The organism is Dactylosporangium sp. NPDC005572 (genome assembly GCF_040605515.1).
In the GTDB taxonomy this organism is placed as follows: domain Bacteria; phylum Actinomycetota; class Actinomycetes; order Mycobacteriales; family Micromonosporaceae; genus Dactylosporangium.
On sequence record NZ_JBEXCY010000249.1, the window covers coordinates 1 to 15,638 of the forward strand.

The window sequence follows — 15,638 nt, forward strand, 5'->3', positions numbered from 1 at the left end:
CGCCCAGCGGATGCTCGTCAAGGACAGCCGCGCCTTCGCCTCGGTCCGCTGGGTGCAGCGCGGCTTCCGCCGCGGCCGGGGCATGCAGGACGACGGCGTGACCCAGCGCAACGTCCTCGGCCAGCTCGACGGCACGGGCAACCCACCCCTCGGCGGCGACGTCTTCGCCGGCGCCGTCTGGACCGACGACGGTCCACAGTGGATGCACGGCGGCACCACGGTCGTGGTGCGCCGCATCCGGGCCGAGCTGGAGGCGTGGGACGCCGCCGACACCGTCGGCAAGGAGTTCGCCGTCGGCCGCCGCCTGTCCGACGGCGCCCCGCTCACCGGCCGGCGCGAGACCGACCCGCCCGACTTCGCCGCGAAGAACGCCATCGGCTTCCCGGTCATCTCCGAGTTCTCCCACGTCGCCCGCGCGCACGTGGCCTCCGACCGGCAACGCATCTTCCGCCGCCCCTACAACTACGACGAGCCGCCGGGGCCGGACGGCACCGCCGACAGCGGCCTCATCTTCGCCGCCTACCAGCGCGACATCGGCGCCCAGTTCCTGCCGATCCAGCGCAACCTCGCCGAGGCCGACCTGCTCAACGAGTGGATCACCCCCATCGGCTCCGCCGTGTTCGCGGTTCCGCCGGGCTGCGAACCGGGCGGCTGGATCGGCCAGGGGCTCCTGGGATAGCCGGTCACCCGTTCGCGCGGTTCGTTCACGCCCGCGAGCCGGGTCTCCGGCCCGGACCACGGCGGGCCGGCGAAGCACTCGCGGCAGATGCGGTGCGGGCGGTCGCCGTGGCGCAGCCGGGGTCACCCGAGTGGGCGGTACCGCAACCCGCGGCGAACCACCACGACATGGAGTGCAGAATCGTGAGCGGAGGCGGCGCCCAGTCAGGCTGAGGACCATCGCGCTGGACGCCGCCCTGCCCCGGCCTGCACAGCCACCGGCCGAGCGCTCATCGGCGAGCTCCCACGATCAGCACCCCTTCCCGATCGTCTCGCCGCACCTATGCAACAGTGCTGTATTTGCCAGAAAGTTGCAACAGTGGCGCCGCCCAGAATGCAGTCAGGCCGTTGACGGCATCACTGAAAGTAATCGCACAGCGGCAGGAAGTCACACCGGGATTGCGGAGTCGACCGGCTCGGCGGCCGGGTCCGGGTGTCCCGCCGGGCGGCGGCGGAGCTCCAGGTGCTCGAGCCAGGCGACGAGCTGTCGATGTACCGCCGCCGGACCGTCCAGACCGCCGGACTCGCGCGGCCAGCCGGCGGGGTGGATCAGCACGGCGTCGGTCTGTGCGCCGCCGAGGCCGCCGTGGGAGCCGACAAGCTCCTCGAAGGCGGCCACCTCGTCGGTGGCCTGGTCGACGCCGCTGATGAGCACCAGGTCGCCGACGTGCTGCATCTGCTGGTGGCGCAGCAGGTCGGCCCGGGCCCGCGGGCCGTACGGCGCCAGCGGGTCGGCGCCCTCCACCGTGCCGTCGAGCAGGTGGTGACGTCCGCCGCGGCCGAGCGCCACCGGGCCGTCGTCCTCGTCCACCACGACGACGCCGACGCCCGGGTGGTCGACGAGGCCGTCAACGAGCGCGGGGTGGCGGGTGTCGAGCTGGGCGCGGGTGAGCTTGTCCGGCTGGCCGGTCACGTACAGCATGCCGAGGTTGCCCGAGGCCACGACGAGCGGCGGGGTGGCGTCCTGGGTGAGGCGGCCGACGACGGCTTCGAGGGTCTCGCCGTGGCGGTGGCGGAACGTGGCGCCGAGGCTCTGGCCGTGGTCGGAGAGCACGACGACGTGGTACTCGCGGGCTGCCGACTCGCCGGCGAGGCGCTGCAGGATGCCCAGTGCGTGGTCGAGCGTCTCCAGCGCCTTGAGCGCCTCCGGGCGGGCGGGACCGGCGTGGTGCGCCACCTCGTCGTAGTCGACGAGGTCGCAGTAGATGACCGGGGTACCCCGGGCCATCTGCTCGGCGACGAGCGACACGTTGACGTCGCGCAGCAGCATCGCGGCCGGGCGGAGGGCGAGGAACGCGCCGAGCCGGCTGACCCTGGGGTGCAGGTCGCGGCGGCGTTGCAGGCGGGCCTGGTGCAACTCGGTGAGCACCTCCGCGAGGCCGAGCACGATCGCCCGCGTGAAGCCGTACGGGCTGGCCATGAACACCGCCCAGCCGCGGGCCGAGCGGCCCGGGAACGCGGCGCGGCTGACGGTGAGCAGCGACGTCGGCGCGTCGCCGGTGAAGACGTTGCTGATGCTCGCCCCGCCGTCGCGCAGCAGCCCGGCGCCGGTGGAGATGCGGGCCTCGACCTCGGCGGCGTCGCGCGGGCGGCTCGGCATGACGAGCCGCTGGGTGGTGCGGTCGTACCAGCGGTACGCCGGGACCGCGCGGTCGTCACCGTGCAGGATGCCGGCCTGGGCGGCTGGCGTCGTGGCGGGCAGCCCGGTGTGCCAGCCGGTCATGGTGTGGGTGCCGGAGCGCAGCCAGCCGCCGATCGTGGGCAGGTTCCCGGCCCGGACCGCCCAGCCGAGCAGGGCCGAGGAGACCCCGTCGAGCTGTACGACGAGCATGCTGGGCGCCCGGCTGCCGGCCGGCACGGACGGGCGGGCGCTCCGGCGGGTACGGATCATGAGGCGGCGCAGCTCGGCGACGAACGCCGCGTCCGTGCCCGCGTCGACGAACCAGTTGAGCAGCGCGGCCAGGATCACGGCGAGGACCGCGGCGATCATGGTGGCCGGCAGTCCGCTCACCCGGTCGGCCGGGTCCAGGCGCAGCGCGACCGCCATCACCGACAGCTGTGTCCCGGCCCCGAGGATCATGGCGGCCAGCCCGCCGAGGAAGCGGATCGCCGGGAACAGCACCAGCCGCGCTCCGGCGCCGACGCCGGCGACCAGGACCACGAGCCAGAGGGTGTCGACGACGTCCGCGCTGCGGACACCGGGCAGCAGCCACAGGGTCAGGGTGAGCACCACGAAAGTGATCGACGCCGTGCGGACGAGCGACCGCAGCCAGCGCAGGCCGGTCCGCCACGCCGCGGTGAGCCGGCCTCCACGGGCCGCCATGCTCAGCCGCTCCACGCGGAAGCCGTCGGCACGCGCCCGGTGTCGATCAGGTCGAACGCGATGAGAACCGTCCCCAGCAGCACATATGCCAGGCTAGACGGCACGCCGCCCGGGTTGAACCTGCGGCGGCAGTGGGAGTCGTCGCATTCCGGCCGGCGGTTCAGGGTCGCGACGCGTCGGCCACGGCATCCCACGTGCCCGCCGCACGCCACCGCTGCACCCCGTAGCCGGCCGCGACGGCGAGCATGGCCGCCGCCACGACGAGCAGCACGACCGGTGAGCGGCCGGTGTCCGGCAGGGCGAACGCGGCGGCGAACATGCCCAGGACGTAGGCCAGGTTGAACGTCGTGTCGCTCACGCTGAAGACCCGGCCGCGGTAGGCGTCGTCGCACTCGTGCTGGATGAAGGTCTCCGTGACGATCTTGATGCTCTGCGCGGCGACGTTGAGCACGAAGACCACGACGAGCAGCAGGTCGGCCCGGAACGGCAGGCCAAAGCCGGCGAGGACCACCGCCGCCGCGGCCAGCGCCGCGGTGATCCACAGCTGCCCGCCGATGCGGCGGGTCAGCCGCGGGGTGAGCGCCGCCCCGACGATCACCCCCAGGGCGCCGGCGACGAACACGCCGGCCAGCGCGGTCACCGACCCCTCGATGTCGTCGTCGCCCGGGAAGTAGTTGCGGTGCAACAGCAGCAGGGCCAGGGTCAGCACGCCGAACAGCAGCCGGAACCCGGTCTGCACCGCCAGCGCAAGGGCCGCGTCGTGGCGGCGGGCGAGGTGCCGCACGCCGCTGCCCAGGTCCTGGACGACCCCGGTGAGTCGGGCCCACGGCGCTCGCCGCTGCCTGGGGACCTCGTCGGGGCCGAGGTCGTCGGCGCCGAACCGGCGTGCCGCCAGGGCCGCCGAGATCACGTAGCCGAGCGGGGCGAGGGCGGCGACGGTCGCGTAGCCGTGGTAGCCGATCGACACGGCCGTCTGCAGGGCCAGCAGGGCGCAGCCGATGCCGGCCGACGTGGCCAGCGAGCCGAGCGTGCCGGACACCGCGTTGGCCGTCACCAGCCGGGCGTCGGCGACCACGTGCGGTGTGGCGGCCGAGACCGCGGAGAGGAACAACCGGTTCAGTCCGATCGCGACCAGGACGACGGCCATGAACGGCACGCCCTGCGACGCGCCGGCGATCAGCAGTGCGGCCACGGCCACCAGCACGATCCGCGCGAGGTTCGCCGCGACGAGCACCCGGCGGCGCGACCAGACGTCGAGCAGTACCCCGGCGAACGGGCCGAGCAGCGAATACGGCAACAGCAGCACGGCGGTGGCGACCGCGACGGCGACCGCGGTGGTCTGCCGCTCCGGGTTGAACAACACGCTGCCCGCCAGCGCGGCCTGGAACATGCCGTCGCCGAACTGGCTGGTGATCCGCACGCCAAGCAGCCGGCGGAACCCCCGCTCGGCCAGCGTCGAAGCGAGCGGGTGCCCGTCACTGCCTGTCATTGTGTGCCAAGCGTAACGCCCCGGCGCGGCCGGTTCCGGGTTGTGCGCTAAGCCGGTGCGGCCTCGGGCCGGGACGGCTGGTAGATGTCCGGCTCCACGAAGATCAGCGTGGCGATCGGCAGTGCGGCGCGGATGCGGGCCTCGGCGCTGTTCGTGGCCTCGCTGATCGCCTCCGCGACCTCACCCGGCGCGACCGCGACCTTGGCCGCGACCAGGAGCTCGTCCGGGCCGAGGTGCATGGTGCGCAGGTGGATCACCCGGTCGAAGCGGGGCTCGGCCACCAGCGCCGCACGGATCTTCGCGATGTTCGCCTTCGACGCCGCCTCGCCGACGAGCAGGCTCTTGGTCTCCATCGCCAGGATGCAGGCGATCGCCACGAGCAGCGCGCCGATGACGAAGGTGCCGATTGCGTCGAAGACGCCGTTGCCGGTCAGCACGCTCAGGCCGACACCGAGCAGCGCGACCACCAGGCCGATGACGGCTCCCGCGTCCTCCAGCAGGATCGTCGGCAGCTCGGGCGCCTTCGCGTGGCGGATGAACTGCCACCAGGTCTTCGTGCCGCGCACCGCGTTGGCCGACTTTGCCGCTGTGAACAGCGCGTAACCCTCCAGCCCGATGGCGATCACCAGGATCGCCACGGCGACGAGCGGCGAGGTGAGCTCGTGCGGGTGGATGATCTTCTCGTACCCCTCGTAGAGCGCGAACAGCCCACCGAGGGTGAAGAGCACGATCGAGACGATGAACGCGTAGATGTACCGCTCCCGGGCGTACCCGAACGGATGCTGCTCGTTCGCCTCGCGCCGGGCCCGGCGCCCGCCGACCAGCAGCAGCGCCTGGTTGGTCGTGTCGGCCAGGGAGTGCACCGCCTCGGCGAGCATCGAGGAGGAGCCGGTGACGAGCGCGCCCACCCCCTTGCTCACCGCGATGCCCAGATTCGCCAACAGCGCGGTCACGACCGCCCGTGTACTGCCACCGTCCGCCGCCACCCGCGGCACCTCCCGAAGTCTCCGCCCGTCTCGATCATCGAGTCTGGCAGACGCCGCGCCGCGTCCGACGGCGACACCTGCGCAAACCGGCCTGGGTCACAACGCCGCCGGGCGCGCCGCCGGTTTCCGACGTTGCTATGCTGCATTCATTGATGTACATCTCTGAGTGTCTGCGTGGAGGTCCCATGCGTGCCGCCCGTGCGTTCGCCGCCGTCATCGCCCTCGTCGCGGTCGCGCTGCCCGCCACCGCCGCCGAGGCGGCGCCCGGAGTGGGTGCGTTCGAGCGGATCGCGGGCACCGCATGGTGGCACGACCCGGCCGGCGGCCGGCTGACCGTCAGCCTCGACGACACCGTGCGGCCGGCAACGGCGGCCGCGCTGAGCCGGGCGGTCACCCGGGCCGGCGGCGTGGTCCTGCGCGAGGCCGGCGTGCTGCGCAAGCACATCGCGGGCGCCGACCCGTTCTTCGGCGCGGCCGGCGGGCGGTGCCTGATCGGCTTCAACGCCCGCGCGCTGCCCGACTCGTACTTCCTCACCTCGGCCCATTGCGTGGGTGCGGTGGGCGGCACGGTGTACGCCGACGCCGCGCACACCGTCGTCCTGGGCACCGTCGCCACGAAGAACGCCATGTACGACTACGCGCTCGTGCGGTACACCAACGGTACGATCGCCAAACCCAGCGCCGTCAACCTGCACAACGGCACGCTCGCCCCGATCACCAGCTTCGGCAACGGATACGTGGGCCAGACGGTCACCCGAAGCGGTGCCACGGGCGTGCGCACCGGCCGGATCACCGCCCTCAACGCCACCGTGAACTACGCCGACGGCACGGTGTACGGCCTGATCCGCGCCTCGGTGTGCACCGAGCCGGGCGACAGCGGCGGCCCGCTGTTCGCCGGCTCGGTGGGGCTGGGCATGACCTCGGGCGGCAGCGGCAACTGCACGAGCGGCGGCACGACGTACTTCGCCTCGGCGTCCCGCGCCGCGAACGCCTACGGGGTCACGCCCTACTGAGTCCCCCGCCGGTGGGGGACTTCCTGCCCCTACCGCCTGGGACATCGGGCTCGGGATGGTGGCAGCCAGACCACCCGACCGAGGAGTTCACGATGCGCAACCCGAAACGGGCCGGCCGCCTGCTCGTACTGGCCCTCGTCCTGTTCCTGGCCTGGTTCGTCCTGGCCATGGCCACGCTGGCGCAGACCGGCGTCAACAACACCGCCGACTTCACACCGGCCGTCATGGCCGACGTCCGTCCGCAGTGGATCGTCATCGTCACCCTGTACGCGCTGGCGGTGCTTGCCGGAGCGGCCGGGATGGCGACGGTCGCCACCGCTGCCGGCCTCACCGTCGCGGCCCGGATCGCGTCCGGCGTCTCGGCGGTCGCGATCGCCGGCTACCTGGTCCTCGCACTGTCGATGACCGGGTTCACCGACGCGAAGCTCTCCGACGACTCGCGGTGGAGCCCGTCGCTGTGGCTGAGCATCATCTCGATCTGGGCCGCGCTGGCCGCCGTCGTGCTCACCGGCGCCGGGCTGCGCCGCACGGGCGTCCTGCGGCGTACCGGACTGGTGGTGGCGATCATCGCCGGTGTCATCCTGCTGGCGGACGTCGTGCTGGGCGGGGCGTTCCCGCCGCTGGTCGTCGGGTTCCTCTGGCTGGCGATCGGCATCGGCCTGCTGCGCCGTCCGGTGACCGCGGCGGTTCAGCCGGTAGCCTCCACGGCATGAGCCCCGAGGCCACGATCGGCTCGGCCGGGCGCGCACTGCGTGCCGGCCGGGCCGTCGTGCTGGCGGCGATCGGACTGCTGCTGGCGGGGTTCGCCGCGGGGCTGATCGGGTGGGGCTACCGTGCCGACGCGGCGTTGCCCGCGTGGGTCGCGCCGGAGGGCTGGTCGGCCGGGCAGCTGCGTGACGTGCTGGTCGGCTGGGGGCTTCCGCAGCGCTGGTACGTCGGCTACTTCCTGCTGCTGGAGCTGATGCTGACCGCGGTCAGCGTGGTCGCCGCCTGGTTCGTGCTGCGCGGCGGGCTGTCGTGGTTCCGCCTGTACCTCGCCTTCGTGCTGGTCCTGTTCGCGGTCGCGGGCGGCGGCGTGCCCTACGTCGTCGGCCGTCTGGTCCCGGCGCTGGCCGACCCGGCCGCGCTGCTGCAGGGGCTGGCCTGGATCGGCCTGTTCCAGCTCGCCTACGTGTTCCCCGACGGCCGGTTCGCGCCCCGGTGGGGCCGCTGGTTCGCGGCCGGATGGGCGGCGTACCTGGTCGCGTCGGTCGCCGTGCCGCCGCTGGCGGGCAGCCCGGCCGAGGCGGTGATCCTGCCGGTGCTGTTCGGCAGCTGCGCGGTGGCCCAGATCTACCGCTACGCACGGATCTCCGGGCCGCAGGAGCGCCGGCAGACCAGGCTTGTCATGCTCGCGGTCGCGTTGCGCTTCGCGCTGACCCTCGCCTACGCGGCCACGCCGCTGCTGAGGATCCAGAACGAGACCAGTTCCCGGGGCCTCGGCGTGTACGCCTTCGTGATGCTGGTCAGCTACGTGATGGCGGCCCTGCTGCCGGCCGCGGTCGCCGTGGCGATCGTGCGGCACCGGCTGTTCGACGTCGACGGCGTCATCAGCCGCACGCTGCTGTTCGTCATCCTGACCGGATTCGTCGTCAGCGTGTACGCCGTCGTCGTGGCCGGGGTGGGCGCCCTGTGGCCGGTCGACCGGACCATCGCCGGTCCGCTGCTGGCGGCCGGGATCGTCGCCGTCGTGTTCAACCCGGTCCGCGAACGGGTGCAGCGGGCGGTCAGCCGGGTCGTCTACGGCGAACGGGGCGACCCGTACGGTGTGCTGTCGCGGCTCGGCCGGCGCATGACCGAGGTCGTCGAGCCGGACCAGGTCGCACCGGCCATCGTGGACGCCGTCGCCCGGGCGCTCAACGCTTCCTATGTGGCGATGTACCTCGACGGCGAGCCGGCCGCCTCCACCGGAACCGCCACCGCCGACGTCGAGTCCGTCCCGTTGAGCTACCAGGGCCGGCAGCTGGGCCGCCTGGAGATCGCCGGCCCGCTGGACGCGCTGGACCGGCGGCTGATCGCCGACCTGGCCGACCACAGCGGCGCCGCCCTGTCCGCCGCCCAGGAGTCCGCCCGCACCCGGCGGCTGGCCGCCGACCTGCAACGGACGCGGGAGAAGCTGGTCGCCGCCCGGGAGGAGGAGCGCCGCAGGATCCGCCGCGACCTGCACGACTCCCTCGGCCCGGCGCTCGGCAGCCAGGCGCTGACCATCGACGCGGCGCGGTCGATGATCGGCAGCGACCCGGCGGGCGCCGACGTGATCCTGGGCGAGCTGAAGACGCAGAGCCAGCAGGCGCTGCAGGAGGTCCGGCGGCTGGCCCGCGAGCTGCGCCCGCCCGTCCTCGACGAGCTCGGCCTGGCCGCCGCGCTCGAGCACGCCGCGGAGCAGTACCGGACGTTCCACCTGGACGTGGCCATCGACAGCCTTCCCGCACTGCCCGCCGCGGTCGAGGTCGCCGCGTTCCGGATCGCCCACGAGGCGCTCACCAACGTCGCCCGGCACGCCGGCGCGACGAGCGTGCGCCTGAGTGTCGCCGTCGAGGACGCCGCGCTGTGCCTGCGGGTCGGCGACGACGGAGTGGGCCTGCCGGCCGGAACACGTCCCGGGGTCGGCACACTGTCGATGCGCGAGCGCGCCGAGGAACTCGGTGGGACGCTGGACATCGGCCCGGCCACCGGTGGCGGGACCGCCGTCACCGCCCGGCTACCGCTGCGACAGGATTGACCATGGCGGAGATTCGGGTGCTCCTGGCGGACGACCATCCCATGTTCCGCTACGGGCTGCGGGCCGCGCTCGCCTCCGATCCGGCGGTCGACATCGTCGGCGAGGCCAGCGACGGCGCCGACGCCGTGCGGCAGGCCGTCGAGCTGGGTCCGGACGTCGTCGTCATGGACCTGACGATGCCGCAGCTCAACGGGGTCGAGGCGACCCGCCGCATCCTGGAGCAGCGGCCCGGCGTCGCGATCCTGGTGGTGACCATGTTCGACGACAGCGCCTCGGTGCTGGCCGCCGTCCGGGCGGGCGCCCGAGGTTATCTGGTCAAGGGCGCCGACCGCGAGGAGGTGCTGCGGGCCGTGCACGCGGCCGCGGCCGGAGACGCGATCTTCAGTTCGGCCGCCGCCCAGCACCTCGCCCAGCAGGTGTCCGCACCGCCCCGGCCCGCCCGTACCCCGGGCGTCCTGGCCGCCCTCACCGTCCGCGAGCACGAGATCCTGGAGCTGATCGCGGCCGGTCTGACCAACGCCGCCATCACCGACCGGCTCGGCGTCAGCCCCAAGACGGTGCGCAACTACATCTCGACGATCTTCGCCAAGCTCGGCGTCGAGACCCGCGCCGACGCCATCGCCAGGGCCCGCGCCGCCGGGCTGTAAGACCCGGTGGTCCTCACTCGCCTGGTCTGGCGGTGCCGGGCGGTCTCGTATTTGTCGGGGCTGCAGGAGCCGAGTTCTTTCTGGATGCGGTGGGTGCTGTACCAGCCATAGTGGCGAAGATCGCGTTGTCGGCCTCGTCCCGGGCGCGCCCATGAGGTGCTCGTGGTCGTTGCGTTGTCGGGTCCGAGGCTCGAGCGATCTTGTCGATGACGTATGTTGCTTGTCGGTTGTATGGCAAGTACATTCTACTGACGAGGAAGACGACCTGGGAGGTAGACACGGGATGCGCCTGCGACTGGAATCCAAACGCCGGACGATCCTGGCGACCTGCGCCACTCTGGCCGTCGTCGGTCCGCTTGCGGTGATCGTCCCGACCGTCGCGGAGGCCGGAAGCTCCCTACTCAGCAGGACCTGCTCGAGCGATCCATCCATGACGCCCGGATTCATGGCGTGCGTCCTGATGCAGGGCGACGAAGTCTGGGCGACCGCGTCGTCAAGCAGCGAATGGACCTCAACCGAGGTGATACTGCGGGCCCAGTACGTCGAATGCGAGCGTCACTCCCCCGTGAACCACGGCGCCTGCTGGCTGGAGGAGAAGGACGTGTTCCAACGGCTGGAGCCCCGCCACGAAGCCGTCACCCCGAGAGCGAACTGGCGCTACGGGCGCGACCATTACGCCGTTGTCGCCTTTGGGGCCGTCGTCGTGGCGAGAGTACCGGGGGTGGCAAGCGGCCGGACAGAAACGAGATGGGTATCTGTTCAGTACCTCGCCTGACGCAGCGATTGACACGGAGCTGATCAGGCCGTGGGGGCAGCGGTTGGCGCGTCTGGTGGTGCAGGCGATGTCGGGTTTCGCCGTTGCTGCGCTGGTGGCCGATGGCGGCGCCGGCCCGGCCGAGGCGCAGTGCGCGCCCGGCCGAGCCGATCGTGGCCGGAGCTCATGCCGTGGAGGCTACCGGCTGAACCGCGGCAGTCACCGAACGGCGCAAACCGGCGCCCGGTGAGCACGACGGCGGCCGGCGCGACCCAGATCGAGATGATGCTCAGCGACAGCAACGAGCCCCACTCGGTCGGGTGGTCTGGCCGCCACCATCCCGAGCCCGATGTCCCAGGCGGTACGGACAGGAAGTCCTAGACCGCGCGGGCCACGCAGATCCGGGCGTCGAGGCGCGGCCCGGCCTCGTAGAGCATGTACTCCACGCCGCCGTCGGTGCCGAACGCCGGGGACGCCACCCGGCCGTTGTCCGACGCGATCGGCCGGTGGAACACGCCGAGGTGCACCTCGCGGTCGAAGTTGGTGCCGACCTCGGTCAGGTACATGTTGCCGCTGTTGCCGTGATACGCGAGGTACGCGGTGCCGTTGCGCTTGAGCAGGTGCGGTGCGGAGATGTCGGTGAGCCCGTCCCCGGACGGTGACACAAGCGGGTTCGGGGCGAACTGCCAGCCGCTCCAGCCGTTCGGCGACCAGCCCCAGAAGATCTTGCGGGTGCCCGGCCCGATCGTGTGGACGCCCATGAACACCATGACGTAGCGGTTCCCCTTGCCGGCCACCGCGTGTTCGAAGACCCGCGCGTACGAGGTCTCGGTCGTGTTGGGCACCAGGTTCGTCGACAGGATCGGCGTCTCGTTGGTGAAGTGGACGCCGTCGGTCGAGCGGGCGACCCGGGTCGTGTAGTTCTCGCCGTGGAAGTACAGGTAGAACTGGCGGGTCGGGGCGTCCCAGACGACGTGCGGCGACGACACGTGGCTCACCGTCGTGGTCGGCAGCACCCGGTCGACAATGGGGTTACCGGCGTACTCCGTGTAGGGGCCCTCGAGCCGGTCGGCGTAGGCGAGGCAGATCCCGCCGGGCGCGTCGTGCGGCGCGTAGTAGAGGTAGTAGCGGCCGAGATAGCCACTGATCTTGTCGTAGACACCGCGCACGCACGGGAAGATGAACTCGCCCGTCGGGTTGTAGCGCAGCGGCGCGGCGAACGCGTCGCGCACGTATCGATAGCTGGGAAAGCCGGCCGGTCCGGCGAGCGCCGGCGTGGACGTCGCGACGAGGCCGGCGCCGGTGGTCGCGGTCGCGACACCGGCGGCCGCCGCGCCACGCAGCAGCGCGCGTCGGGAGAAGGGACTTTCGGGGGCACGGGTCATCGCGTTCCCTCCGTTCGTGGGCGGGCGACGGGGGCAGGGGGACGGGCCGTCCGGTGTGGACACTCGTCCCGGATCGGTTCGTTGATCGATGAGTCTGCGCGCGCCGTTAAGGCGGCGTCAAGACGCTAATACGAATTATCAGCCGTCCGTCAGGCGGCGGGGTGCAGTTGCCGGGCCAGCGAGACGACGCCGTCGACGGAGCGCAGGGCGCCGCCGAAGGTGGCCTCGGGAGTGGCGATGAGGCGGCCTGACCGCACGGCGGTGGTGTCGGGGAACGTCCGCCGCAGGTAGTCCAGGGTGCCCGCGCGGCCTGCGTCGTCGAGGTAGGTGTAGACGATGGCGTCGGGGTTCTTGCGGGCGATCGTCTCGGGCGAGATCTGGGCGTAGTACTCGCCTGCGGGCAGTTCGGCCTGGTCGGTGACGTTGCGGCCGCCGGCGAGGGTGAGCACGTCGGTGTAGAGGCCGCCGGCGTCGGCGTACAGCGCCTTGTCGTAGACGGTGAGCAGCGCGCACGGCACCGCGGCGCGGCCGGCCAGGCGGGTGGTGGTGTCGGCGAGGGTGGCCTTTGCGTGCTCGGCGAGGGTCGCGGCCGGCCCGGCGGCGGCGAAGATCCGGCCGAGGCCGGCCAGGTCGGTGTCGACGTCGGTGACCTTGGCCAGGGTCTTGCGGCCGTCGCAGAAGGAGGCGTTGAGGTACACCGGGATGCCCTTGGCGGTTAGCTCGTCGAGGGTGGGCAGTTGATTGCCGTCGAAGTGGTATGCGGCGTCGGCGACGATGAGGTCGGGCCGGGCGGCGAGGAGCACCTCGATCGACGGTTCCTGCTCGGCGAGCACCTTGATCCTGGCGTAGCGGTCGGCGTAGGCGGGGCTCGGCGGGGACTGGTTGGTGTTGACCTGTCCGGCGATGCGCTCGTCGAGGCCGAGGGCGAGCAGCAGTTCGGTCATGGCCGGGTAGAACGACACGACCCGCTGGGGCGGGATGGCGAAGGTCAGGGTCCGGCCGCAGGCGGCGACCGACACCGTGCCGGGGCTTGCGGCGGGGGTACCGCCCGGTGCCGAGGCGCAGCCGGACAGCAGCAGGCCGCCGGCGGCGACAGCGCCGCGCAGCAGCCCGCGGCGGGAGACAGCAGTATTCATGAGGGTTCCTCTTCCAGTGGGGCCAGATACAGGTGTGGCGTGCCGGTCAGGGGGTTCGTGCCCGGGTGGGCGCGGATCCTGAAGATGTCGGCGAGGAGGTCCGGGGTGAGGACGTCGCCGGGTGGGCCGGCGGCGGCGACCCGGCCGGCGTGCAGGACGTAGACGCGGTCGCAGAAGGCGGCGGCGTGGTTGAGGTCGTGCAGCGCGGTGAGGGTGGTCAGCCGCAGCTTGCGGATGAGCCGCAGTTGCTCGAGCTGGGCGGTGATGTCGAGGTGGTTGGTCGGCTCGTCGAGCACGAGCAGCCGGGGCTGCTGGGCGAGGGCGCGGGCGAGCAGGACCCGCTGCTTCTCGCCGCCGGACAGGGTGTGCGTGAGGCGGTGGGCCTTGCCGGCCAGGCCGACCCGCTCGATCGCGGCGCGGACGATGGCGGCGGCGGCGGTGTCGCGGTCGAGCAGGCCCTGGTGCGGGGTGCGGCCGGCGTGCACGGTCTCGGCGACGGTGAAGCCGAAGTCGGCGCCGTGCTCCTGCGGGACCGCGGCGGTGCTGCGGGCGGCCTCGCGGACCCCGACGGTGCGCCACAGGTCCCGTCCGTCGAGCCACACCGCGCCGGCGTCCGGGCGCAGGGCCCGGTACACGGTGCGCAGCAGGGTGGACTTTCCGCTGCCGTTCGGGCCGAGCAGCCCGACCAGCTCGCCCGGGTGCACGTCGAGGTCGACGCCGTCGACGACGCCGGCCCCGCCGAGGCGGACCTGGACCGCGTCGAGGCGCAGGCGCATCAGCGCACCGCCGGATCGGTGTCGCCGCGGCGCAGCAGCCACAGCAGCCCGGGCGTGCCGAGCACGGCGGTGAGGATGCCGACGGGCAGCTCGACCGGGCGGGCGAGGGTCCGGGCGGCGGTGTCGACGAGCAGCAGGTAGCCGCCGCCGAGGAGGGCGGCCAGCGGCAGGACCCGGCGGTGGTCGGCGCCGACAAGCAGTCGCACCAGGTGCGGCACGAGCAGGCCGACGAACCCGATCGCGCCGACCTCCGCGATGACCGTGCCGGTCACCAGGGCGGTGACCAGCAGGAGCCGGAGCCGCAGCCGGGCGACGTCGACGCCCAGGGCGGTCGCGGTCTCGTCGCCGAACGCCAGCGCGTTGAGCCGGCGGGCCTGGGTGAGCAGCCAGAGCGTGCCGCCGAGCACGCAGCCGGCGGGGATGCCCAGCTGCGACCATTGTGCGCCGGACAGGGAGCCGAGCAGCCAGAAGAGCACCCCGGCGAGCCGGTCGGGGTGGGCGCGCAGCTGCAGGTAGCTGGTCACCGCCGAGGCGAGGTAGCCGATCGAGACCCCGGCCAGCAGCAGCCGCCCCGGCAGCAGTTGCCCGGCGCGGCGGCCGAGCGCGAGTACGGCGGCGAGTGCCGCGGCGGCGCCGGCGAACGCGGCCGCCGGCAGGCTCAGTCCGGCGACGGCCGCGCTGCCGAGGGTCAGTACCGCGACCGCGCCGAGCGACGCCCCGGACGCGAGTCCGAGCACGTACGGGTCGGCGAGCGGGTTGCGGACCACCGCCTGCAGCACCGTGCCGGCGACCGACAGGCCCGTGCCGGCGACGATCGCCAGCAGTGCCCGCGGGGCGCGGTACTGCCACACGATGTCGTCACCGATCAGGTCGGCGCCGTAGCGGCCACCGCCCAGATGGGCCGCGAGGATGCGCACCACGTCGCCGACCGGGACGTCGACGGCGCCGGTGCCCAGCGCGAGCACGGTCCCGCCGAGCACCGCGCCGGCCGAGCCGGTCATGAGCACCCGGAACCGCCGCTGCACGCGGGTCGCCGTCGTTGCCGTCGCCACCTTCGTCTCCATCCGTTGCGTTCCTGGGATGCGGGCTGCGCGACGGTACCACTGTTGAATATGGTTTTCAATTGCGATAGACGTGGTGCATGGATGCAACCGTCGATGAACGTGTGACCCCGCTGCGCGCCGACCCGGCGTGGCGGCGGTTCCTGCTGGCCCGCGCGGTGTCCTGGTCGGGCTCGGCACTGACGTTGGTGGCGCTGCCGATGCTGATGTTCCAGGCCACCGGCTCGCCGGCGCTCACGGCGCTGCTGACCGCCGTGGAAGCGCTGCCGTACCTGCTGTTCGGGCTGTTCGCCGGGGCGTACGCCGACCGCTGGGACCGCCGGCGGATCATGGTGCTGACCAGCGTGGCGGAGGCGGTGCTGCTGGCCGGCATCCCGGCCGCCGCGGCGCTGGACATCCTCACTCCGGGGCACATCGTCGCCGTGGCGGCGGCCTGCGCGACCGCCGCGGTCTTCTTCGACGCCGCGAGCTTCGCCGCGCTGCCCGCCCTCGTCGGCCGGGCGCGGATCGCCCGGGCCACCGCCGCCAGTGTCAGCACCGCCGACCATCACCAGGCCGGTGACCATCAGCTGGTGGGCGTCCTTCTGGTG

Annotated in this window: 14 protein-coding genes; 7 read left to right on the forward strand and 7 right to left on the reverse strand. The window is 72.8% G+C overall.

What is annotated here, in order from left to right:
• On the forward strand, positions 1–679 hold a 679-nt coding region (locus ABZS66_RS53860; protein WP_354771407.1), incomplete at its 5' end, for a Dyp-type peroxidase.
• Positions 680–1,105: 426 nt separating this feature from the next.
• Here ABZS66_RS53860 and ABZS66_RS53865 read toward each other — a convergent pair.
• The 3 genes from ABZS66_RS53865 to ABZS66_RS53875 all read right to left on the reverse strand — a co-directional run bounded on the left by ABZS66_RS53865 (position 1,106) and on the right by ABZS66_RS53875 (position 5,482).
• Positions 1,106–3,040 carry an alkaline phosphatase family protein gene (locus ABZS66_RS53865; RefSeq protein ID WP_354771409.1) on the reverse strand — a complete coding sequence of 645 codons (1,935 nt, stop codon included), beginning with the start codon at positions 3,038–3,040 and terminating at the stop codon, positions 1,106–1,108.
• Positions 3,041–3,200: 160 nt separating this feature from the next.
• A complete protein-coding gene (locus ABZS66_RS53870) occupies positions 3,201–4,529 on the reverse strand; it encodes an MFS transporter (protein WP_354771411.1) in 1,329 nt (442 codons plus the stop codon).
• Between the two features lie 47 nt (positions 4,530–4,576).
• Complete coding sequence (locus ABZS66_RS53875) at positions 4,577–5,482, reverse strand: cation diffusion facilitator family transporter (RefSeq protein ID WP_354771413.1); 906 nt, start codon at positions 5,480–5,482, stop codon at positions 4,577–4,579.
• 218 nt (positions 5,483–5,700) lie between these two features.
• On the opposite strand from ABZS66_RS53875, the gene ABZS66_RS53880 reads away from it, so the two are divergent.
• The 5 genes from ABZS66_RS53880 to ABZS66_RS53900 all read left to right on the forward strand — a co-directional run bounded on the left by ABZS66_RS53880 (position 5,701) and on the right by ABZS66_RS53900 (position 10,711).
• Positions 5,701–6,528 (forward strand): S1 family peptidase, encoded by an 828-nt coding sequence (locus ABZS66_RS53880; protein ID WP_354771415.1) that lies wholly within the window; start codon positions 5,701–5,703, stop codon positions 6,526–6,528.
• 92 nt (positions 6,529–6,620) lie between these two features.
• Complete coding sequence (locus ABZS66_RS53885; protein WP_354771417.1) at positions 6,621–7,241, forward strand: hypothetical protein; 621 nt, start codon at positions 6,621–6,623, stop codon at positions 7,239–7,241.
• The gene (locus ABZS66_RS53890; protein WP_354771419.1) at positions 7,238–9,289 is read left to right on the forward strand and encodes a sensor histidine kinase; all 2,052 of its coding nucleotides are present in this window, start codon (positions 7,238–7,240) and stop codon (positions 9,287–9,289) included. Before ABZS66_RS53885 ends, ABZS66_RS53890 begins: the two co-directional genes overlap by 4 nt.
• A 2-nt stretch (positions 9,290–9,291) precedes the next feature.
• On the forward strand, positions 9,292–9,936 hold the full coding sequence (locus tag ABZS66_RS53895; RefSeq protein WP_354771421.1) for a response regulator transcription factor: 645 nt from the start codon (positions 9,292–9,294) through the stop codon (positions 9,934–9,936).
• Between the two features lie 283 nt (positions 9,937–10,219).
• The gene (locus ABZS66_RS53900; RefSeq protein WP_354771423.1) at positions 10,220–10,711 is read left to right on the forward strand and encodes a hypothetical protein; all 492 of its coding nucleotides are present in this window, start codon (positions 10,220–10,222) and stop codon (positions 10,709–10,711) included.
• A gap of 356 nt (positions 10,712–11,067) precedes the next feature.
• Here ABZS66_RS53900 and ABZS66_RS53905 read toward each other — a convergent pair whose 3' ends face one another.
• The 4 genes from ABZS66_RS53905 to ABZS66_RS53920 form a co-directional block, all read right to left on the reverse strand.
• Positions 11,068–12,075, reverse strand: a complete 1,008-nt coding sequence (locus ABZS66_RS53905) for a hypothetical protein (RefSeq protein WP_354771425.1) — start codon at positions 12,073–12,075, stop codon at positions 11,068–11,070.
• A 149-nt stretch (positions 12,076–12,224) separates the two neighbouring features.
• On the reverse strand, positions 12,225–13,211 hold the full coding sequence (locus ABZS66_RS53910) for an ABC transporter substrate-binding protein (protein WP_354771427.1): 987 nt from the start codon (positions 13,209–13,211) through the stop codon (positions 12,225–12,227).
• Positions 13,208–13,987: an ABC transporter ATP-binding protein gene (locus ABZS66_RS53915; RefSeq protein ID WP_354771429.1), complete on the reverse strand. Its 780-nt coding sequence runs from the start codon at positions 13,985–13,987 to the stop codon at positions 13,208–13,210. Before ABZS66_RS53915 ends, ABZS66_RS53910 begins: the two co-directional genes overlap by 4 nt.
• A complete protein-coding gene (locus tag ABZS66_RS53920) occupies positions 13,987–15,051 on the reverse strand; it encodes an iron ABC transporter permease (protein WP_354771431.1) in 1,065 nt (354 codons plus the stop codon). Before ABZS66_RS53920 ends, ABZS66_RS53915 begins: the two co-directional genes overlap by 1 nt.
• A gap of 77 nt (positions 15,052–15,128) precedes the next feature.
• On the opposite strand from ABZS66_RS53920, the gene ABZS66_RS53925 reads away from it, so the two are divergent.
• Positions 15,129–15,638 (forward strand): MFS transporter (locus ABZS66_RS53925; protein WP_354771433.1); only part of this gene is annotated, 510 nt, incomplete at its 3' end.

Excerpts from the sequence above, each read along its gene's own strand:
- ABZS66_RS53870 (WP_354771411.1), bottom strand. The coding sequence starts at position 4,529 with ATGACAGGCAGTGACGGGCACCCGCTCGCTTCGACGCTGGCCGAGCGG.
- ABZS66_RS53915 (WP_354771429.1), bottom strand. The coding sequence starts at position 13,987 with ATGCGCCTGCGCCTCGACGCGGTCCAGGTCCGCCTCGGCGGGGCCGGC.
- ABZS66_RS53865 (WP_354771409.1), bottom strand. The coding sequence starts at position 3,040 with ATGGCGGCCCGTGGAGGCCGGCTCACCGCGGCGTGGCGGACCGGCCTG.
- ABZS66_RS53920 (WP_354771431.1), bottom strand. The coding sequence starts at position 15,051 with ATGGAGACGAAGGTGGCGACGGCAACGACGGCGACCCGCGTGCAGCGG.
- ABZS66_RS53905 (WP_354771425.1), bottom strand. The coding sequence starts at position 12,075 with ATGACCCGTGCCCCCGAAAGTCCCTTCTCCCGACGCGCGCTGCTGCGT.
- ABZS66_RS53900 (WP_354771423.1), top strand. The coding sequence starts at position 10,220 with ATGCGCCTGCGACTGGAATCCAAACGCCGGACGATCCTGGCGACCTGC.
- ABZS66_RS53890 (WP_354771419.1), top strand. The coding sequence starts at position 7,238 with ATGAGCCCCGAGGCCACGATCGGCTCGGCCGGGCGCGCACTGCGTGCC.
- ABZS66_RS53885 (WP_354771417.1), top strand. The coding sequence starts at position 6,621 with ATGCGCAACCCGAAACGGGCCGGCCGCCTGCTCGTACTGGCCCTCGTC.
- ABZS66_RS53895 (WP_354771421.1), top strand. The coding sequence starts at position 9,292 with ATGGCGGAGATTCGGGTGCTCCTGGCGGACGACCATCCCATGTTCCGC.
- ABZS66_RS53880 (WP_354771415.1), top strand. The coding sequence starts at position 5,701 with ATGCGTGCCGCCCGTGCGTTCGCCGCCGTCATCGCCCTCGTCGCGGTC.
- ABZS66_RS53910 (WP_354771427.1), bottom strand. The coding sequence starts at position 13,211 with ATGAATACTGCTGTCTCCCGCCGCGGGCTGCTGCGCGGCGCTGTCGCC.